General features: G+C 37.2%; 18 protein-coding genes and 2 tRNA genes. 9 read left to right on the forward strand and 11 right to left on the reverse strand.

The features are described 5' to 3' along the window. Positions 1 to 217 precede the first annotated feature (217 nt). Genes AAOP42_RS14570 through AAOP42_RS14580 form a run of 3 tightly spaced genes read left to right on the forward strand, consistent with a single transcriptional unit; the run spans position 218 to position 2,725 of the window. Positions 218 to 979 carry an MlaE family ABC transporter permease gene (locus tag AAOP42_RS14570; RefSeq protein WP_349529273.1) on the forward strand — a complete coding sequence of 254 codons (762 nt, stop codon included), beginning with the start codon at positions 218 to 220 and terminating at the stop codon, positions 977 to 979. Beyond that, positions 969 to 1,754 (forward strand): ABC transporter ATP-binding protein, encoded by a 786-nt coding sequence (locus AAOP42_RS14575; RefSeq protein WP_349529274.1) that lies wholly within the window; start codon positions 969 to 971, stop codon positions 1,752 to 1,754. The genes AAOP42_RS14570 and AAOP42_RS14575 overlap by 11 nt, the downstream gene beginning before the upstream one ends. 2 nt (positions 1,755 to 1,756) lie before the next feature. After that, complete coding sequence (locus AAOP42_RS14580; RefSeq protein WP_349529275.1) at positions 1,757 to 2,725, forward strand: MlaD family protein; 969 nt, start codon at positions 1,757 to 1,759, stop codon at positions 2,723 to 2,725. A 1-nt stretch (position 2,726) separates the two neighbouring features. Here AAOP42_RS14580 and AAOP42_RS14585 read toward each other — a convergent pair whose 3' ends face one another. The 3 genes from AAOP42_RS14585 to AAOP42_RS14595 form a co-directional block, all read right to left on the reverse strand. After that, positions 2,727 to 3,086, reverse strand: coding sequence for a hypothetical protein (locus AAOP42_RS14585; RefSeq protein WP_349529276.1), 360 nt, complete (start codon positions 3,084 to 3,086; stop codon positions 2,727 to 2,729). Between the two features lie 21 nt (positions 3,087 to 3,107). Continuing rightward, complete coding sequence (locus AAOP42_RS14590) at positions 3,108 to 3,920, reverse strand: baeRF3 domain-containing protein (RefSeq protein WP_349529277.1); 813 nt, start codon at positions 3,918 to 3,920, stop codon at positions 3,108 to 3,110. A 572-nt stretch (positions 3,921 to 4,492) separates the two neighbouring features. Further along, positions 4,493 to 5,776 (reverse strand): DEAD/DEAH box helicase, encoded by a 1,284-nt coding sequence (locus AAOP42_RS14595; RefSeq protein ID WP_349529278.1) that lies wholly within the window; start codon positions 5,774 to 5,776, stop codon positions 4,493 to 4,495. Between the two features lie 74 nt (positions 5,777 to 5,850). Between AAOP42_RS14595 and AAOP42_RS14600 the strand changes: the two genes are divergently transcribed. Both AAOP42_RS14600 and AAOP42_RS14605 read left to right on the forward strand, forming a co-directional pair. After that, a complete protein-coding gene (locus AAOP42_RS14600; protein WP_349529279.1) occupies positions 5,851 to 7,188 on the forward strand; it encodes a dihydroorotase in 1,338 nt (445 codons plus the stop codon). A gap of 63 nt (positions 7,189 to 7,251) precedes the next feature. Then, a tRNA-His gene (locus AAOP42_RS14605) sits at positions 7,252 to 7,327 on the forward strand. 95 nt (positions 7,328 to 7,422) lie between these two features. On the opposite strand, the gene AAOP42_RS14610 is transcribed toward AAOP42_RS14605, so the two are convergent. Next, complete coding sequence (locus AAOP42_RS14610; RefSeq protein ID WP_349529280.1) at positions 7,423 to 8,283, reverse strand: universal stress protein; 861 nt, start codon at positions 8,281 to 8,283, stop codon at positions 7,423 to 7,425. Positions 8,284 to 8,404: 121 nt separating this feature from the next. Then, complete coding sequence (asnB, locus tag AAOP42_RS14615) at positions 8,405 to 10,297, reverse strand: asparagine synthase (glutamine-hydrolyzing) (protein ID WP_349529281.1); 1,893 nt, start codon at positions 10,295 to 10,297, stop codon at positions 8,405 to 8,407. Positions 10,298 to 10,477: 180 nt separating this feature from the next. Between asnB and AAOP42_RS14620 the strand changes: the two genes are divergently transcribed. Continuing rightward, positions 10,478 to 10,543, forward strand: a tRNA-Ala gene (locus AAOP42_RS14620). Positions 10,544 to 10,920: 377 nt separating this feature from the next. Here AAOP42_RS14620 and AAOP42_RS14625 read toward each other — a convergent pair. Continuing rightward, positions 10,921 to 11,112 carry a hypothetical protein gene (locus AAOP42_RS14625; RefSeq protein WP_349529282.1) on the reverse strand — a complete coding sequence of 64 codons (192 nt, stop codon included), beginning with the start codon at positions 11,110 to 11,112 and terminating at the stop codon, positions 10,921 to 10,923. A gap of 561 nt (positions 11,113 to 11,673) precedes the next feature. Next, on the reverse strand, positions 11,674 to 12,036 hold the full coding sequence (locus AAOP42_RS14630) for a helix-turn-helix domain-containing protein (protein WP_349529283.1): 363 nt from the start codon (positions 12,034 to 12,036) through the stop codon (positions 11,674 to 11,676). Between the two features lie 479 nt (positions 12,037 to 12,515). On the opposite strand from AAOP42_RS14630, the gene AAOP42_RS14635 reads away from it, so the two are divergent. Further along, positions 12,516 to 13,637, forward strand: a complete 1,122-nt coding sequence (locus tag AAOP42_RS14635) for a tetratricopeptide repeat protein (protein ID WP_349529284.1) — start codon at positions 12,516 to 12,518, stop codon at positions 13,635 to 13,637. Between the two features lie 170 nt (positions 13,638 to 13,807). Further along, positions 13,808 to 14,368 (forward strand): hypothetical protein, encoded by a 561-nt coding sequence (locus AAOP42_RS14640; RefSeq protein WP_349529285.1) that lies wholly within the window; start codon positions 13,808 to 13,810, stop codon positions 14,366 to 14,368. Positions 14,369 to 14,461: 93 nt separating this feature from the next. Here AAOP42_RS14640 and AAOP42_RS14645 read toward each other — a convergent pair whose 3' ends face one another. The 4 genes from AAOP42_RS14645 to AAOP42_RS14660 form a co-directional block, all read right to left on the reverse strand. Beyond that, the gene (locus tag AAOP42_RS14645; protein ID WP_349529286.1) at positions 14,462 to 15,775 is read right to left on the reverse strand and encodes a TolC family protein; all 1,314 of its coding nucleotides are present in this window, start codon (positions 15,773 to 15,775) and stop codon (positions 14,462 to 14,464) included. After that, positions 15,756 to 18,833 (reverse strand): efflux RND transporter permease subunit, encoded by a 3,078-nt coding sequence (locus tag AAOP42_RS14650; protein ID WP_349529287.1) that lies wholly within the window; start codon positions 18,831 to 18,833, stop codon positions 15,756 to 15,758. Before AAOP42_RS14650 ends, AAOP42_RS14645 begins: the two co-directional genes overlap by 20 nt. A 9-nt stretch (positions 18,834 to 18,842) precedes the next feature. Then, positions 18,843 to 19,871 (reverse strand): efflux RND transporter periplasmic adaptor subunit, encoded by a 1,029-nt coding sequence (locus AAOP42_RS14655; protein WP_349529288.1) that lies wholly within the window; start codon positions 19,869 to 19,871, stop codon positions 18,843 to 18,845. Between the two features lie 231 nt (positions 19,872 to 20,102). Then, on the reverse strand, positions 20,103 to 20,360 hold the full coding sequence (locus tag AAOP42_RS14660; RefSeq protein ID WP_349529289.1) for a hypothetical protein: 258 nt from the start codon (positions 20,358 to 20,360) through the stop codon (positions 20,103 to 20,105). Positions 20,361 to 20,492: 132 nt separating this feature from the next. On the opposite strand from AAOP42_RS14660, the gene AAOP42_RS14665 reads away from it, so the two are divergent. After that, positions 20,493 to 20,681, forward strand: coding sequence for a hypothetical protein (locus tag AAOP42_RS14665; RefSeq protein WP_349529290.1), 189 nt, complete (start codon positions 20,493 to 20,495; stop codon positions 20,679 to 20,681). Positions 20,682 to 20,770: the final 89 nt, after the last annotated feature.

Genomic DNA, 20,770 nt, shown 5'->3' on the forward strand with positions numbered 1-20,770 from the left:
TTTGTATGATGACCATGATCTCATAGCTTTTGAATTTGAGTTGAAAGGTATTTCTCAAATAATGCTTAAAGAAGGATATTGATCAATGAGAGATATGATTGAAATCATGTGCTCTGATTAAGACAAACCTGTTTGACGAAAGTCATCAGACACCCTGACTTCTATCACTAATCAGAGAAAACTTATCTTATAATTTCACGGTGTGGAATCTCGAAGTATGTCCAAAATATATCAATTTCTATCAGAAACAACCGATGTTAGCCGATTCGCAATTCGCTTTTTCAAGGATGGACTGAAGCCACCGTTTGAGACGGAGGAAATTATCAAGCAATCCTTTGTTATTGGCTATAAGTCATTGCCTTTGGTAGGGATTACCTCTTTCATTATGGGGTTAGTTTTGACTATTCAATCCCGGCCAACGCTGGTTGAATTCGGAGCTGAATCCTGGCTGCCCAGCATGGTTGCTATTTCTATCATTCGGGAAATAGGTCCGGTGATAACTGCATTGATTTGTGCAGGAAAAATCGGTTCAAGCATTGGTGCGGAATTGGGTTCGATGAAGGTCACCGAACAAATTGATGCCATGGAGGTTTCGGGCACTAATCCATTCAAATTTCTTGTCGCAACCAGAATTATAGCTACTACATTAATGCTGCCGCTATTGGTCATCCTGTCAGATGCTATAGGGATATTCGGATCATACCTGGCTGTTAATATCAAGGACACCGTGAGCTTCACTTTATTCTTCAATCAGGTCTTCGATTCGCTTTCATTTAGTGACGTTATCCCGGCTATCATTAAAACCTTCTTTTTTGGTTTTGCAATAGGGCTCATTGGTTGTTATAAAGGGTATCACTCTGATAAAGGAACGCAGGGCGTAGGACGATCCGCTAATTCAGCAGTTGTTGTAGCTTCCTTGCTGGTTTTTGTTCTTGATTTGATTGCCGTTCAAATAGCAGACTTATTTTATGAATTATAAGGAAACCGATATTGAAACTGCAACTCAGGAAAATGCTGATGGATGGCAAGTTCCGGCTGTTGAGATCATTGACCTTAAAAAGTCATTCGGGAATAATCACGTACTGAAAGGATTTAACCTTTCCATTAAGCAAGGTGAAAATGTAGCGGTACTCGGCAAATCCGGAAGTGGCAAATCCGTACTCATCAAATGCATTGTAGGTTTGATTAAACCTGATTCGGGTCAAATCAAGGTTTTTGGCAGGGATGTGGTCAACCTGAATCGGCAGGAACTGGATGAGGTGAGAAGCAAGATCGGATTTCTTTTCCAAAGCAATGCATTGTATGATTCGCTGACCGTAAGAGAAAATCTTGAGTTTCCGATGAGACGGTTGAGAATCAAAAAAACCAAAGCAGAAGTAGATCAGATGGTGCATGAAGCTTTAACAAGCGTTGGTTTACCCGATGTGCAGGAGCTTATGCCAGCATCACTGTCGGGAGGCATGAAGAAGCGAGTGGGAGTTGCACGCACACTAATTCTGCAGCCTGATATCATATTATATGATGAGCCGACCTCCGGTTTAGACCCCATTACAAGCAGGGAAATAGCAAATTTGATGAACGATGTGCATCGGAAATACAAAACATCTTCCATTATCATTTCGCACGACATGAGCTGCATTAAGCGTACTGCTCAGCGAATCGTTTTGTTAAATGATGGAATTGATTACCTGCATGGAAACTATGAGGAATTGAAAAACTCAACAGATGAAATAGTAAATTCATTCTTTTTATAGACATGGAACAAAATTTTAAAAATATTCGACTTGGTGTATTTGTAATTATCGGGACCTTGTTCCTTGTAATGGCTTTATATTTTATTGGAAACAATCAGAATTTGTTTGGTTCCAATTTTACCGTTCATGCAGTCTTTAAAAATGTGAGCGGGCTTCAAAAGGGAAATAACGTTCGCTTTTCAGGGATCAATGTTGGCACGGTTCGGGACATAGAAATGATCAATGACACTTCCATATTGGTGAGTTTTATTCTAAAAGAAGAAATGAACCAATTTATACGGCGAGATGCCATTGCATCACTCGGGACGGATGGCCTCCTGGGCAACCGGATAATAAATATTATTCCCGGAGATGGCGGTGATCGGCTTATAAATGGCGGTGACACCCTGAAGGTATACCATGGAATTGATGAGGATGAAATGTTTAGCCTGCTGGAACGAACCAACTACAACGTAGCTGTGATTACCAATAGTTTAGTTGATATTTTGAAAGACGTACAAGAGGGGAAAGGTACGGTTGGCCGCCTGATTTCCGATTCCACCCTGGCAAATGACATCAATGAGACAGTCAGCAATCTCAATACATCAAGCAAGCGGGCCGTTGAAATACTGGATGAACTAGATAAGAATATTGCCAATGTGAGTGAAGGAAAAGGGACTGTGGGTATGCTCTTGAATGATACAACACTGGCCAACAACATCAACCGGATTTTTGAAGAAATACATGCAAGCACAAGTAATGTTGAGGAGATATCCCGGGATATCAGGGAGTTAGTCACTCAAGTCCAAAGTGGCCCTGGTCTGACCGGAAGTATTATAACTGATTCTACCATGGTATATAGCCTGGAGGAAAGCCTTGAAAACATAAGGCAAGGTACAGAGTCATTCAACGAAAACATGGAAGCAATGAAGCATCACTTCTTGTTCAGAGGTTACTTTAAAAAGTTAGAGAAAGAAGAGAAGAAGAATTAACCTATCCCGATAGAGCTACACGCCAAAGCACTAGAAGCAAGCCGATCATAAAGATGGCGGTGAAGATGAGTTTATTATGGCGGGCAAGCCAAAGTGGCAAATAGATATCAAAGTTCGCTTTTTCCGAACTCGAATACTTCCTGGCTAAAACAGTAAGCGGGCAAAACATTTTGAAAAGCAAGAGAACCAGTCCTTCTGCCAGAACTGCAGCTATGCATATCCAGGTGATTATATTAACTTTATCCACCAAGCCACTGTAAACCACATAGAAAATCACTGCGACAAAGAAGAACCATATGATAGTATGAACACCTTTGATGATTTGCAATTTCCTATTCTTTAGGGTTTGAATATGACTCATTTCAATTTTGTATGGCTCAGGTCATTCATGACTGGAGAGCCTCAAGCTGTTTTTCATTTCTTCCATATTGCTTTCAAGTTTCGGCCATACGAGTTGCTCAATATCTCTTTCTGAATGCCGATCGAAATTCCCATGCATTTCGATAATTATATGACTGGCATACTGACTTACTGATTTGAAATCACCGAGGTTCTCTTTTACCCCGAGTAAGATTAGGGATTCGGATTTTAAATATTTACCAAGCTGCACGTCCACTTTTCGAAGGAAACTTTCCATTCGTGCCTGATCGATTTTGGATTCTTCATCGTTGTAAAAGGAGTGAGGGGCTTTTCTACTCACCTGAAATTCATCTTCCATCTTCAATGGAAAATGGGAGTCTTTTATCTCCAGCACTGAATTATCCATACCTTTGAATAGTCTTGTTTCGTTTTTGCTCAATGCAAGTACATAGTACCGGATCATCTTTTCATAGGTCTCCAATATTTCTGAAACTTCAAATGAGGTGGCCACTCTAACTTTATCACTGACAGGAAAAGGGAATGACACGATTTCATGAAAACTTTCTGTTACGTATATCCCCACTCCGAGTGATGAGTGATTTAGATCAATTTGTTGAATAAGCTCCTTTATTTTGTTAATCAGTTTTTTGCTCTTTATTTCATCGTAGTTTTTCCGAAGTGTATCCGAGACTTCTTTGATAGCATTTTTGATCTTAAGCTGAATTTGCTCCTTAGCTGCGAAGGATTTCACGTCTGTCCCAAGGACAATGGTAATAGAGGGAGATCCGGTTTGAGCTTCCAGTTTTTTAAGGGTGGCTTTGTTAAGTTTTTTCATAATTTATAGCATTCAAAGAATACCAAAAGTACGAGGTATTGAAACTTTATAAAAGGCAAATAATCAGTTATTCCCATGACAGAAGTCATTTGATCTGGGTCAAACAGCAGGCATATCTGACAATTAGTTAAACACTATGGATTCAAATCCATAGGTTGATTTCCGACTAAAGTCTTGGGTATGGCTAAAGCCTCATTCCAAAATAAAATTATCTGACACATTGGGCTCACTGCCATGATATGACAAATATTCATCAACTATTTCTTATGTCAGAGTCCCTGTGCTTCACCCACTATATCCAATTGACCAAAGAATTTTGTCCATGTGAAGAATGAAAAAGGTACTAATGATTCTGTAAAATAGAGGATTGGAATACTTAAAGGAAGGTCGATGCTTGTGGGACTAGGTACAAGTACCTAGTCCCCACAAGATCTTTTCAACCAGCTATGGAAAGAAAGACTTATTATCAATCTTTCTTAAACAATTATAATGTGATTATTTGAACAACTCAATTAATTTGGACGAATAAATCAAATTATTCGATTAACAAGCTCAATTGATAGACGAGTGAATTACCTGCGTTTCTTGAAGTTGCCAGGTTTACTCTTTTGTTTCTTATCATGAAACGCTCCTTTGTAGGTAGGGTCTTCTTTTTTCTTTCGATAGTCTATTTCTCGTAGCATTGTTTGCTTTTCCTCGAATGGAGTTTTTTCTATTGTAACCCCATCAGGGATTGCATTGAAAGTTATACTTTTTCCAATTATTTTTTCTATTTCTCCTATATGATATTTTTCTGCCTCATTTACGAAGGTTAGTGCTATGCCATTATTTTTAGCCCTGCCTGTTCTGCCAATTCTATGTACATAATCTTCATAGATAAGCGGAACATCAAAATTAATCACATGACTTATCAGGCTAACGTCTATTCCTCTCGCCACTACATCAGTAGCCACTAATATTTTAACTTCCCCATTTTTAAAAGCATTGATAGAATTTAGTCGGGTATTTTGTGCTTTGTTACCATGAATTACTTTCACAGAGTGAGTGATTTTTCTATCTATAAATTTATATACATTGTCCGCAGTAGTTTTTGTTTTCACAAAAATCATCACTCTGGAAAATTCTTCTTTGGCTAAAAGAAACCCAAGTAAATTGATTTTACTTTTAAAATTAGGCACCTCATACATCTTTTGGTCTATTGCTTCCACCGTGGAAGCCTGGGGTGATACTTCTGCTGTCATCGGAAATTCCAAAAACTCTTCTGAAAGCTTTAGCACAGGTTCAGGCATGGTGGCAGAAAACAGCAGGTTTTGTCTTTTTACCGGAATGATTTCCAAAATTTGCCTGATTTGAGGCATAAAACCCATATCCATCATCTTATCAGCTTCATCTATTATTAGTGTGTTGATCTGCTTGGTATGAATGATGCCCCTTTTATAGATGTCCATAAACCGACCTGGAGTTGCTGTTAAGATATCTATACCCTTTTCGATTTCCTCTATTTGTATTTTGGCACCAGTCCCGCCATAAATTACTGCATGTCTGATATCGGTATAAGAAGTGTATTTTTCAATGTTTTGGTCTATTTGTATTGCCAATTCACGAGTAGGAGCCAAAATAAGTGCCCTCAGGCTATTCCCCTGTGCATATTTCAATTTCATGAGTAGCGGCAAAACAAATGCAGCGGTTTTACCAGTACCTGTTTGAGCGATTCCGAGTACATCATGGCCTGCTAATACTAAAGGGATGGCTTTTTTTTGGATTGGAGTAGGATCATCATAGCCAGCATCATTAATAGCGTTTAAAATTTGCTTGTTTAGTTTCAATTCTTGAAAACTATTGATGATATCAGCCATAAGGTGTTGAAGATAATTTTTGGCAAGTTAGATTTGCATACAATATAATCCAATTTTATTGCAAGCAAGAAAATATGAAGCCGATCCTAATTAAGAATGCCAGACTAGTAAATGAAGGAAAAATAGTTGAATCTGATGTGCTTATCTCAGGACAATTTATTCACAAAATTGGTCGTGATATATCCATTGAAACAGCTATAGTGATTGATGCCAATGGAAAATTTCTGATACCCGGAGCAATAGACGATCAGGTGCATTTCCGTGAACCTGGGCTCACTCATAAGGCAGAAATTTATACAGAAAGCAAAGCCGCTGTAGCAGGGGGCATCACTTCTTTTATGGAAATGCCAAATACAATTCCTAATACTCTCACCCAAGAATTACTGGAAAATAAATATCAGATTGCGACACGCAATTCTTTGGCTAATTATTCATTCTACATGGGTGTGTCAAATAATAATCTGGAAGAAGTATTGAAAACGGATAAAAATAATGTCTGTGGAATAAAGGTATTTATGGGATCATCAACAGGTAATATGTTGGTGGATGATGAGTCCACGATCGAAAACCTGTTTTCCAGGGCAGAGATGTTGGTAGCTGCTCATTGTGAGGATGAAAGCACTATCAAGGCCAATATTGAAAAATACAAAGAAAAATATGGCGAGGACATTCCATTTAACATGCATCCGCAGATCAGGAGTGATGAAGCTTGTTATATTTCATCATCCAGAGCAGTATCATTGGCTAAAAAACATGGAACAAAATTTCATGTGTTGCACATTTCTACTGAGATTGAGACGGGTCTTTTTGACAATAGCATTGCATTAAAGGACAAAAAAGTAACTGCCGAAGCTTGTATCCATCACCTTTGGTTTTCTGATGAGGATTATGATGAAAAAGGCTCGTTTATTAAATGGAATCCTGCTGTCAAGAAGCCAAACGATCGCACGGCTGTTTTGAAGGCAGTGCTGGATGATCGAATTGATGTGATTGCTACAGACCATGCTCCACATACATTATCAGAGAAACAAAACAAATATCTGACAGCTCCGTCAGGAGGACCACTTGTTCAGCATGCTATTCCCGCTATGATGGAATTCTATCTGGATGGAAAGATTTCCATTGAGAAAATAGTGGAGAAAATGAGTCACAATCCTGCCATTTTATTTGAAATAGAAAAAAGAGGCTACATCAGAGAAGGCTATTATGCTGATCTGGTGCTAATTGACATTAATGATCCGTGGACTGTTACTAAGGAAAATATTTACTACAAATGTGGATGGAGCCCATTTGAAAATCAACGATTCAGAAGTACAATTACCGATACTTTTGTTTCAGGTCACCATGCATATCATGCAGGAGAATTTGACGAGTCTTTGAAGGGAAAACGCCTGATGTTTGATAGAAAATAATTTAAGGTTTTAGTTTGAATTATAATTAAGTACTTTCTAAATTTGCACTCCATTTGGAAATATGGTGATTGTAGTTCAGTTGGTTAGAACGCCTGATTGTGGTTCAGGAGGTCGCCGGTTCGAGTCCGGTCTTTCACCCAAACAAAAGATAAGGTGTTTCAAGTTAATTGAGATACCTTTTTGTTTTTTAGCCCATTCTGATTGTGAGTACACAAAATAGATCCCCTTTAGAAATCAAATTTTCATTAGGGCTTCCCAGAATCCCATGCGTTCCCCTTCGTCTTTTACGATGAAAAATGGCACATCATCATCGTATTTAATCAGATCAAGCGCAGTACTACCTTTTATGAAAGCGGCAGCTGGAGTTCTGCCTCTGGCACCAAGGAAAATCAAATCCGCACCGTTTTCTTTAGCGGTTTCGTAAATGTTGTCAAAGGGCTTGCTGTCATCATCCAGGGTGAATATTATTTCAAATTGAGAGGCATCAAACCCGTGTTCTCTAAGGAACATTTTATATTCCTTTTCTGCATTTTTATGTAGGATTGCGCCAAACTCTTCATAGGTTTTGCCAGAGGTTGAGTATCCGGTATGTACATAAAAGACATGTTGTAAAATTATCTGTGCATCAGATTTTCCTTTTATGGTAAGAGCCTGCTTGATGGACATTTTAGACCCAATAGAAAAGTCAATGGGTACAAGTAATTTCTTGAAAGCATAGTCTTCCATTGCAGGTACCAGTAAAACCGAACAAAGTGCTTTGTTGGTAATTGCCATTGCATTTTTTGCTGATGACAGGGATTTTTTCTTTTTGCCCAGAATAATCAACTCCATACGGTGTAGTCCAGCCCAGCTAATGGTAGTATCTACAACATTTCCACTTTCAATATTTACGGTAGTTTCCGCTTTGGCGGTAAAACTTTCTTGAACTTCCTGCTCAATTTTTGCCTTTTTAGAGTCGATATCTGAATCTGATATGTGAAGAAAATCTACCTTTATACTTTCCATTATTTCTGCCAAAAGGGAAGCATACTTTATCACTGATTTATCCATTTCGGTTAAATCAACACAGACCAAAATTCTTTTCAACTCTTGCATTTAGTAACTGGTTTTATTGGGGCATCAAGGTAGAAAAAATAATTGTATTTCCCTACAAAAATAATTTGAATGGATTGAATATGTCTTTTGCTTAGAAAGAAATTACACTGATTTTCTTTATTTAAGACAAATACCTTTTATGCCATTTTTGAAAAACATAAAGAGCCCAAACTTTAGCATGTGCATCTCCCGGATTTATAGAATGAAGCTTTTTTCGGAGTTGCGATAAGGTTTCAGGATTGAAAATATTTTGCGCTATCAAATAATCCTGATCAAATACATATTTGTCCACTTCTGATTTTAGCCCTTTTTTTAACCAATCAAGTAGCGGTACTTCAAACCCTTTTTTGGGACGTTTGTAGAGCTGCTTAGGTAAAATGTGTCTGAAGGCATCTTGCAGTATTTTTTTGCGCATGCTCTGATTTATTTTTTGCTCAGGGGGTATGTGAAACGCAAAATCAACCACATTATGATCGAGAAATGGAACCCTCACTTCCAGGCTATTGGCCATAGACATCAGGTCAACTTTTTGGAGCATGTCATTGGGTAGCACAAGTCTGGTATCGGTTCGTAAAAAGTCGTTGAAATCCCTATAGGAAACCATGTCTCTAAGCCAATCATTTATGGTTTCTTGTCTGAATTTGTGGAAGTCTGAATGATCGAATTTCAGCAACCTGTTTACTTCTGATTGGTTAGAAATGGTTGCCCAAAACCAATACCTTTCGGCTGGAGTCATTTTTATCCCTTCACCAAATTTTACAATCTGTCGCATTAAGTTACTTAGCTTGCCAGAGCGAGACTTGGGCATAGCTTTTGCCAAAGGATAGAGAACAGGGATCAACTGATTTAGCATTCCAGTTTCCTGAGACCTGAGCCACGCACTGTGTTTGTTGTACCCCGAAAAGATCTCGTCAGCACCATCTCCGGAGAGCGCAACAGTTACATGCTTTCTGGTTTCGTTACACAATATATACACAGGTATAGCTGAGGAGTCAGCAAATGGCTCGTCGATGTAGTCGATGATCTCTCCAATATTGGCATACAGATCATCTTGAGAAAGGGAAAATACCGTGTGGTTGGTTTTGAATTTATCTGCTACCAATTGAGCATAACTGGTCTCATCAAAATAGGGAGCATCTTTATACCCAATCGAAAAAGTATTCAAAGAAGGCACATGGCTGCTGGCAAGCGCAGTGATGACAGAAGAATCTATGCCACCACTTAAAAATGCACCAATGGGCACATCAGATACCAACCTGTTTTGTACCGATTGATCCAGTAATTTTACCAGTTCATTTTTGTTGACTTCAAAATCGGGCTTGTATGCCTGATGGTCAGGCTTTGGAATCTCGTAGTATTTTTCAAAAGTTGCTTTACCATCTTTAATGTGAACGGATTCTCCCGGTATCAATTTTTTCACACCCTTCAAAATCGACAAAGGAGCAGGGATATAATTGAGCTGAAGATAAATGTTCAGGGCGGAGTAGTCCAACTGCCAATCGCTGCTGTATTTCATCAGAGACTTAAGCTCAGATGAAAACAAAAACTTGTCTTCATCCTGATAGTACAACAAGGGCTTGATGCCTAGTCTGTCACGGACGATAAAAGTGGACTTGTCACGGGTATCATAAATGGCAAAAGCAAAAAAACCATTCAGCTTATTGAGACAGGATTTTCCTTCGTGGGTATAAAGCTGCAACAGCACTTCAGTATCGGTATTCGAATAGAATTTCACTCCTTTGGCTTCCAGCCCCTGCCGCAATTCTTTGTAGTTATAAATTTCCCCATTAAATGAAATGACAAAACGACCTTCGGGTACTTTCATGGGCTGATGTCCCATTGGGCTGGTGTCGATAATGGACAACCTCCGATGGCCCAGTCCTGTAAAGTAGTCGTCGTAAGTGCCGTGATCGTCCGGCCCTCTTTTTGAAAGTGCAACAGTAGCACTCTCCAGGTTGGTCATATTGAACCTACCAATTTCATTAAATGCTACTATTCCTGTTATCCCACACACGGCGATATGCTATTGCGTTTTACAATGTTTTTTGCAAGATAACAACACCTTGCTGTTCTCTTGATTTTGATAAGCGAAATAAATGGAAATTTCTGCACATGTAAGTTCAATTAGTGAACCTGCTACACTTGACTGGACAGTAAGTGTAACTACGGGGAATTAATCTGCCTGCTGAAGTCAGGCTCAGTTGGCTAGAGCGCTTGGCTGGCAGCCAGGAGGTCATCGGTTCGAATCCGATATTCTCCACTAAACCAATCACATAAATACTACAGTGTTTATGTGATTGGTTTTTTTAATGTACATCTTCTTCAGGAAGGAAAATTGTAATTTTCAAAGAACTTTTATTCGACTTGTCCCCAATTCTGTCAAAACACAATTTTCTTGTCTGGAGATTTTATACAAAAGCTTTCTTGTAATCTAAAATTTCTACTGTAGTTTGTATTATTCAAAGAAGGGCAAAGCAATAGGCACTTTAAACACATTGTTGTTTGCACCTGATTTGCCATCAGGTTGTTTAAGAATTAAGCAATTTCTACCAAAATAATGTTCGAATATTAATGGAACGAATAGTAATATTTGGGAAATTGGATGCGTTAGATGAAAAAAAGTAATTTGGCTAGACTCTAAATGTATCTCTGTCTGGTGTCCAACCCTGCCTCTGCCAATACGTCCTCAGTAAACATCAAAAACTGACAAATTATATTGTAACTATTGAAAATACCGTCCAGATCAATAGTATCAATATCATTAAAAGATGGTACTCCATCATTATTTTCAGGATAACGAAATGCCTGTGCCTTACTATCTAAATCCATTAACTTATGTTTAAGATTATTTGTGGACTTTAAATATTTCTCAACCTCCTTTTTAATATGTGGTGAGACAAAGTCAAAGCTTACAATTTGATTTAATTGACTACTGAATATTTCAAATAAGGAATCAAGATTGTGCCTTTTTTCGGAGGATAGCTTTTCATACTTTCGATTAACGCCATTAATTTTTTCGAAGTAGAAAATGTTCATCTTGAGCCCAAGTTCAATTGAGTGTCTCAGTAAATTAAGCAATGGAAATACAACTAATGTGAGTTCCATTTTATTAGAGTTCACACTGCTAATTAAAAAGTCAACAGTTACCTTATACTTATAGAAATATTTAGGCCAACTCACTTCGTTTCTGATATCTAACCGTAATTCCTTTGTAATCATAATTTCTATGTAGTTAATAGACATTATCACGGTTGATTGTGCATAGAGAGATTACAAGATTTTTTTCTCCAAAATTAGCAATGAATTGGCGGTTTTTTTAAGAGCAAAATTCTCCATAATAAATCAACCGTGATAATGTCTAATGTATAAAAATGGAGTAAAGCTCCCGAATTACTCCTTCTTGTTTCTATTTGCCTCATATGCCACCCCATCAATAAATCCATTTCGATATCCTTGCCCACTTTTTTCATATTTAGCAGAATTTTGATCTGCATATTTTTCTGCTGTTTCGACAATTTCAGTAGTAGACTTCCTATATATGCCATGATCAATTGAAAGAAAAGCGCCAAGACTTAGCACGTACTTCAATAGTGATTCTATCCTATAATCGCTTCGAGCTTTTTCAATATCAATAATAGTAGATCTATTAGTAATGCCCGCCTCATGCATTATTTTGTCTTGACTTCTACCTAATTTTTTGCGAAACGACAACAATTCTTTTGCTATCTGTAATTTTTGTTCTTGTATATTCATGCTCAAATATACATATAGCATGTTAAACGTTTGTTATCTTACACGTGTATTCAGTTAAATGCTTAAATCCTCCCAATATTCATTGCCTTGTTTATCAATATCCCCAAATTTTCATTCTTGTTCCTACATCATTCTTTTTATTTTATTCTTCAATAAAAATTGTAGCTCATTTGGTGCTTTGTATTAAAGACTATATTATCTAATTTTATATAGCCAATATAAGCCATGACGAATTATTCTCATACTCTTATTTTACCTTTAAAAATTGCTATGAAAAATTTCATGTTTTTGTTTTTTATATTTCTACAATCATGTAGTGTTTTAAAATTTGATGCAGCAAGATATGCTGGCGTTTGGATATTCACTTTAGTCTTAGGATTAATCGGATTACTTTTCATGATGTTTAAAAAGAAGAATTAACAGATAATAATCATATTCAATTTTCCTTGAACTACTTCATTTTTAAAATCTATATATAAATGAGTTATAAAATTCTGACAGCATTTCTAATTCTTAGTGTGATATTAAACTCATGCACACAAACTGCTCAGGAGTATTATGATAGAGGAAAGGAAAAATCCAACTTAAAAAATTACGAAGGTGCAATAGCTGACTACAATAAAGCAATCGAGATTGATACCATGTATGGAAAAGCTTACAATAATAGAGGAGCGGCTAAATCTAAGCTGCAAGATTATAAAGGAGCAATCGCTGACCACAATAAAGCTATAGAGATTAATCCCAAACATTGGCAAGCTTATTTCAATATGGGAATGGTCAAATCTGATCTACAAGACTACAATGGTGCTATTGTTGACTACAGTAAAGCAATCGAGATCGATTCAATGTACAGTGATGCTTATTTAAACAGAGGAAATGCAAAATATGATTTACAAGATTACAATAATGCGATAGCTGATTTCACTAAAGTAATCGAGATTGATCCTCAAGATGCGAGGGCATATTTTAACATTGGAACGATTAGGTCTGACCTCCAAGATTACAAAAGTGCAATAGTTGAGTATAGCAGAGCAATCGAGATTGATCCCAAGTTTAGAGATGCTTATTTCAATAGAGGTATTGCTAAATATAACTTAAAAAATTACATTGATGCTACAGCTGATTATGACATGGCTCTAGGGGTTGACCCTGAGTTTAAAAATGCTTATCTCAATAGAGGTCTTGTGAAATACTATCTGCAAGATTATAAAGGTGCTATAATTGATTATAACAATGCTATAAAAATTGATTCTAAGTATGGAGATGCTTACATTAATAGAGGTATTGCTAAGATGGGTCTATCAGATGACAGAGGTTCTATAATCGATTTCAGTAAAGCCATTGAGCTTGATCCACAGTCAGGTATGGCTTATTATCATAGAGGAGTTGCAAAGGGTTACATAAAAGATTTCAGAGGAGCAATAACTGATTGCACTAAAACCATTGAACTTCTATCAAAATTTCAATACGCATATTATTATAGGGGTATATCAAAAATATTTTTAAAGCAACAAGAAAGTGGTTGTTTAGATTTATATAAAGCTCTAGAACTGGGAGATACAGATGCCTATGACGCCATTCAAGAATATTGTAAGAAATAGCAGTTTATTTTGGGTTCGATTCTAATTTGTTTATAAAAAATTCGAAACAAAAATATTAAATGTGAAATTGTAAGAATAGAACAATTCTTACAATTTCTTTTTCTCTGAATTGATCTTATTTCATTGTATATATATGGAAAATAGAAGTGAATGTTCTACAATTACCAAGCATGAAAATACGAACGGATTATTTGCCATATTCATTATTGCAAGAAGGACTTGATGTACTCATTGACAAAACCAATACTGTGTATGAATCTGAATATTGGGTTGAGTTTAAAGAGCGCCATAAGGATTATTGTGTAGGTGTAGTAGACCAACCAAATGACATAATTCATAACCAAGAAATAAAATTTACACTTGATGAGATATTAACTGTGCGAGGTTCAATGGAATGGAACATTGAGCACCTATATGTATCCTGTTCAAAAGAAGTGTATGACGGATTAGAGATTGGTTACTTCCGCAATCAAGTTACAGTAGCACCTTTTCACTATGGCCGTTTCTTTTACTCCGTTAATGAAATAGATAAGATTAAACACAAAATTGAGACTGTTGAAATATCATTGAAGTCTTTGCTGGAATTGGATAGAACACCTGAGTCCTATTTAGAGCTTTTTGGTTATTGTGGCTTTCTAAGGAATACTTCTGGTGGCTTTGATGAATTAACCGATGAGGACATTATTCATAAGGATAGAAGTGTTTTTCCTTGTTTTTATGAATTGGAATAGTATCAACCAGATTTCATTATAATAGGTACTGAATCGCGATGGATGATCGCTAAATCACTCCTAAGCAACCCCAAACACCCCCATCATTTTCTACTACATATAAGACGCCAAGACATTACCCGAAAGCCTATTCAAATTAATTTCAATGGCTTTTAGGGCAAATTGTAGCTGCATCAAAGTCAATTCGCTATTGAGTAAGCTGGTTTGAGTCAATCTAAAATCATACCCATTGATGGCCCCTTTTTTTAATTGCACCCGGGCAGTTTCATACACTTTGGTCATTTCTTCTACATTGCTTTTGGCCAAGGCTATTTGAGTACCAATAGAGTTGAATTCATTATAAAAATTCAGCACATCAGCATTAATTTGTTGGTTAACCTGTTGTTTGGTAAGTGTTGTGTTTTCAGTAACGATTTCAGTATTTTTTATTTCACGATTAATGGCACCACCGTTGTACAAATTAAAACTGATGCTGACACCTATGGTTGGTCCGTAATTTTGATTGGAGTTGGAAAACCCCACTGCAGCAGTAGATTTTGAGTATTGATACCCCGTAAACAGATCAATTTTTGGATAGCGATTTGCTTTTATCATTCGCAATTCTGTTTCGGCAATGAGTTCTTGTAGGCGCTGTTGCGCCAATTGATTGTTTGCTTCATCCACTTGTTGTAGCAAGGCTTCTTTTGTGGGAATCTCTAATATCTCAAACTCATTGTCTGCCATAGAAATTTCCTTTTCCAACTCATTGTTTAAAACATAGTTGAGGTCAATTTTAAGTGCTTGTATCGTGTTTTGTTGCGCCAATAATCGAATGCTATCTGTTTGGTAATCGACCAATGCCTGACCATAATCCATTGCTTTTCCTACACCAACATCTTTTCGTTTCTTCTCCAACGTCAACCGGAATAATGAAATGGACAGGGACTGCTGATAATTTTTCAGTAGTTGTTGCTCATACATCAGTTGATGATAAGCTGTAACAATATCAGAAACGGTCTGTTCTATGTAAAACTTAGAGTTGAGCTGACCCAATTCCTCCAAATAAGCCAATTGATTGCGTCTGGCGTAAACGTAGAACCCATTAAAAACCGTCCAATTCACCAAAGCTGATAAATTAAGATTTGTATTTTTAGCGTTGTTTCCCTGACGTATCGTTCCGTCAGCAAATTTTTGTTTGGTATTGTTTAAGGAGTTGGAATAAGTTCCATTTAAATCAACTGTGGGCAATATTCCTGTATTGCCTGTTACATTGTTGTTGGTGGCAATTTGCGCTTCATTTTTTACAATTCTGATTTGGTAATTGTTAACCAATGCGGTATTTATCATCTCTTCGAGAGATTGAGCCGAACCAGTGTTCACAGTAAAAACCGTAATTATTGCTATTATATTAATTGAAATCCGCTTCATCTATTATTTTGTTCTCCTTACTTGCGATGTATGAGTATAATGCTGGTATTACGTAGAGCGTAAGAATTAAAGAAAGCAACAGTCCTCCAATAATGGACAGCCCCATAGGGATTCTACTGGTCGAAGAATCTCCCAACGCCAATGCGATGGGCAATGCTCCTAAAACAGTAGATAAACTGGTCATTAAAATTGGCCTGAACCGTTGTGATGCTGCTTGAAAAGCGGCTTCCTTTAACGACATACCTGCATCTCTTTTTTGGTTGGCAAATTCTACTATTAAAATCCCATTTTTAGTAACAATCCCAATTAGTACTATCATTCCAATTTGACTGAAAATATTCAGGGTTTGATCAAAAGCCCAAAGTGTAATAATGGCTCCTGCCAAAGCCAGAGGTACTGTAATCATAATGGTTAACGGATCTTTGAAACTTTCAAACTGAGCAGCCAGCGTTAAGTAAACCAAAATCAATGCGAAAATAAAAATGAGCAGTGTGCTGTTCGAGCTTTCTGCAAAATCAGAAGCACTTCCTGTGAGTTCGGTGCTAAACGATTCGTCTAAAACGGATGCTGCTATTGCCCTCATTTCATCGATTCCATCGCCAATGGTGTAGCCGGGTGTCATAGCAGCCTGCACGGTTGCGGATGTATATCTGTTGTATCTAAGTAATGATGGGGGACGACTTTGAAAACCAATGTCAATCAGGTTTTCAAGTGTTACCATTTCGTTGTTTTTATTGCGGACAGCAATGTTGTTTAAGTCCAATGGTTCATTTTTTCTGTCTTTTTTTGCTTCTACGATCACATAGTATTGTTTGCCGTCTTTCATAAAATATCCCAATCGTTGCTCGCTTAAAAATGTTTGCAGTGTTTGGGCAATATCATCAATGCTAACCCCCATTAGCAATGCTTTGTTTCGGTTGATGGATACCGTTATTTCGGGTTTGTTGAATTTCAAATCTACCTGAGAAACAGAAAAGACAGGGCTGTTTTGTACGCTATCCATAAATATGGGAAGCACTGCTTTTAAGCGTTCTAAATCCGGAGCTTGCAATACAAATTGCACAGGTAAACTACTACTGCTTCCTCCTCCTGTTTTTATTGTTTGTTCCTGGACTACATACGATTTGGCAAAAGTCAAAGCGTTTAATCTCTGTGTAATTTCGTTGGCCAAATCATCTTGCGATTTCTCTCTTTTGCCTGGTTCAGACAGGGTTATTCTGATATAGGATGAGTTTACAGCTGTAGAAGCCCTAAAGGTTGGCGCAGTTACTCCTAATAAAAAAGTCTTTTCAGTAACAGTATCCATCATTTGCATTAATTCTAATGCATAATTATCCATCGCTTCATAAGAAGTTCCTTCCGGTGCAGTAGAAAGTATTCTTAACTGGCTCTTATCTTCTAAAGGGGCAAGCTCCGATTTTAATTCATTGCCCACCAAAAATATGCTTCCTAACATTAAGAAAAAGATAGGGAATGCCAGCCATCTTTTATCCATGAAGCTTTTTAAAGAACGGGTATAACCTTCAATAGATAAGTTGACAATTCTACCAAAAACACGCATCAAAGCGTTTTCTCTCCTACTTTTCTTCAACATTCTGGAGCTCATCATTGGCGTTAATGATAAGGTGATAAAAGTAGAAATAACAATAGCTCCTACTACAACCATTGCAAATTCCTGAAACAATTGGCCTGTCAAACCCGGCATAAAGAAGATGGGCAAAAACACACAAACCAAAGTGATAGATGTCGCTAAAACAGCAAAAAACACTTCTCTTGAGCCTTCAAAAGCAGCTTTCATTGGGTGCATTCCGTTTTCTACTTTGTTGTAAATGTTTTCCATGACAACAATGGCATCATCTACCACCAAGCCTGTGGCCAATACCAATCCTAAAAGGGATAAAATGTTGATTGAAAAACCTGCTGCATACAATATACCAAAGCTTCCTATCAATGCGATGGGGATTAAAACGATAGGGATGAGGGTTGTTCGCCAGTTTCTTAAAAAGAAGAAAATAACCATCAGCACGAGTATAAAGGCTAACAAAATAGTTGTTTTTACTTCACTGATGGCTTTGCGAATGGAAACAGTTTTATCCAGTGCTACATTCAATTGAATGTCTTCCGGTAAATCCTTTTTCATTAGTTCTATTCTTCTAAAGGCCTCATCAATGATGTCAATATAATTGGAGCCAGGCTGTGGTTGTAAGGCAATCCCAACCATTGGTATTATACCGTTTCCTCTTAATATTGTTCTCTCTGCTTCTGCTCCTAAATGGGCTGTTCCTATATCCTTTAAGCGAATTAGCGTGTTGTTTTCTTCTCGAATAATTAAATTTTCAAATTCTTCCGGAGTATATAATCGACCAATGGTACGAACGGTTAATTCTGTTTCTGTTCCTTCAACTAATCCAGAAGGTAATTCCACGTTTTGTATATTTAGTGCGGTTTGTATATCGATAGGAGTGATTTTTAGCTCACGCATTTTTGTAGGATCTAATTCTAAACGCATGGCATATTTTTTTTCTCCCCAAATACGAATACTACTCACTCCGGAAATCGTTTGCAATCGCTCTTTAAAAATATTGTTGCCAATTTGAGTCAGTTCCAACAATCCTCTTTTATCACTCTGAACTGTAATGGATAATATGGTTTCAGCGTTTGCATCAGCCTTATTTACTGTTGGTGGGTCAGCATCCGGTGGCAAAGATTTTATTGCCTTTGATACTTTGTCACGTACATCATTAGCAGCATTGTTCAAATCTATTTGAGGTAAAAACTCAACCGTAATGGTACTTCTGCCATCTGTACTGTTTGACGTTAAAGTTTTAACTCCATCAATACTATTGATTTGTTCTTCTAAAGGTTCGGTAATCTGAGACTCAATAATTTCGGCATTGGCTCCTACATAATTGGTTTCAACAGTAACTACCGGTGGGTCAACACTTGGATATTCCCTAACACTGAGTGAGGAATAACCAACAGCACCGAATAATACGATGACAATAGCAAATACTGTAGCTAAAACAGGTCTTTTTATACTTATTTCTGATAAAGTCATTTGCTACAATTATTTAATTGACTGGATTTCCAAATCCATTCCATCTTTAACAGCCAATAATCCAGTTGTTAAAACTGTGTCTCCGTCAAAAATACCCGATACAATATGCACCTTGTCAGCAGTTCTGTCGCCAATGACGACTACTTTTCTAACAGCTTTTCCGTTTTTATATACATATACGGTTTGTTCTGCAATAGAAGGAACAACAGCTTGTGTAGGGATCAATAAGGCATCATCAATCAAGTTGGTTGTAATCAATACTTCAGCAAAAGCACCGGGCATTATTGAGTTATTTTCTTTTCGCTCTAATAGTGCCCGCACATTAATAGTTCTGGTTTGAACATCTACTACTGGATTAACGGCATAAATTTTTGCTTCTAGTGTATCTTGTCCTACCAATACCAAAACAGTCTTTCCAATTTCTATGCTTTTGGAATGGGTTTGGGCTAAGTTGAAATCTACTTTGAGTTGCTTGTTTGCTGAAAGAGTAGTAATTAAATCGCCTTGTTTTAAAAAAGCCCCTTCGCTAAAGTCTCTCATGCCTAGTTGTCCGGAAAACGGAGCAGAAACGTTGGCCAAGCTGATATTAATTTGCAATTGTTGTAATTGAGATTTGAGTATTTCTATTTGAGACAGGGCATTGTCCACCTCTTCCTGACTACTTCCTTCAACAGACAACAACTCCTTTTTTCTGTCATAATCTTTTTGTGCAGCATCTAGTTCAGCATTCACTCCAACAAGCTGTGCTTTCCAACTCCTATCATCCAGACGAATTAACTTTTGTCCTTTCGCCACTTTTTCGCCTTCTTTAAAATAAATAGTTAATACCTGACCTGCCATTGGTGCCATTAATTCAACTTGCTCTTCAGCCATTAATTGGGCTGTAGTGAGCAACTCATTGGAAAAAGGCTGTGCTATTACTCTATAAGCTTCCACTTGTAAAGCACTGGCTACACCAGCTTTTGTTGCTGCCTCATTATTGTTACAAGATGTAGTGGCTAGGGTAATGGCAATAATGAAGGGTATGATTTTTTTCATTTAGTATTCCTTTTTAAATCTTTTAATTACGTACTCTGTTAGACGTTTATTGTTTATCCCTACTTGTCTTAAACTGTTTTTTCTGTACGTAAAATGTGAAACAGTAATCAATTATTCCTTAGCAAATTCCATATTGCGTTTCAATCCCGAAAATTCCTGTCGTTTTGTGCCACATATAAGATGCCAATAAACTACCGAAACCTGAATTTAGAATAAATTTAGTTGATTTTATCAGTTACTATGAATCCGTAATCTTCCATTGTTTTCTATTGCTGTGGTGCTAATTCCGATCTTTTTTGACATTGAGGTGATTGTTATCTCTGGATCATGAGCTAACAACTTCATTATTTTCTGTTCACTTACACCCAACTCTGTCCCAACCCTCCACTTAAACACCACAGTAAACAACCTATCCAAAAGAAATTCAAGTTTGGGTTTTCCAGTCAGGCATAGTTCATCTTTTATCCTACCAATGCCCGGCTCTACCATCTGTATGCGCTCAAATAGTCCGAATATTAAAAGATTTCGGTTATAGTTTTTGGTTATAAATTCTGAGAAGGGAATTGCACTGACCAGGCCGCCAGAAATACTCTAAAACCCGCTTTTGACAAAACTGAAGAATTGGCGAGTGCAATACTGAAAGCCAGGCATAGTTTTTCACAAACAGATCTTCTCTCAAGAGAGCTTCCTGATATTACAAGAAAACAGGCATTCGACATCCAACTGAAAATGTTGGATAAGGAGTTGGCTGATAATTTTCCGGGAGGAGATGTAATGGTGGAAGCAGAAATTGGTTTTAAAATAAAATAGGAATCTAAAATTGGTAAAATAAGTGCAATAACCTCATTTATTTATCATCAAAAAGGTGCCCTTTCGAGGCACCTTCTTGATTCAAACAA

It is taken from the genome of Reichenbachiella sp. MALMAid0571 (genome assembly GCF_040151475.1).
Taxonomy (GTDB): domain Bacteria; phylum Bacteroidota; class Bacteroidia; order Cytophagales; family Cyclobacteriaceae; genus CAXBNB01.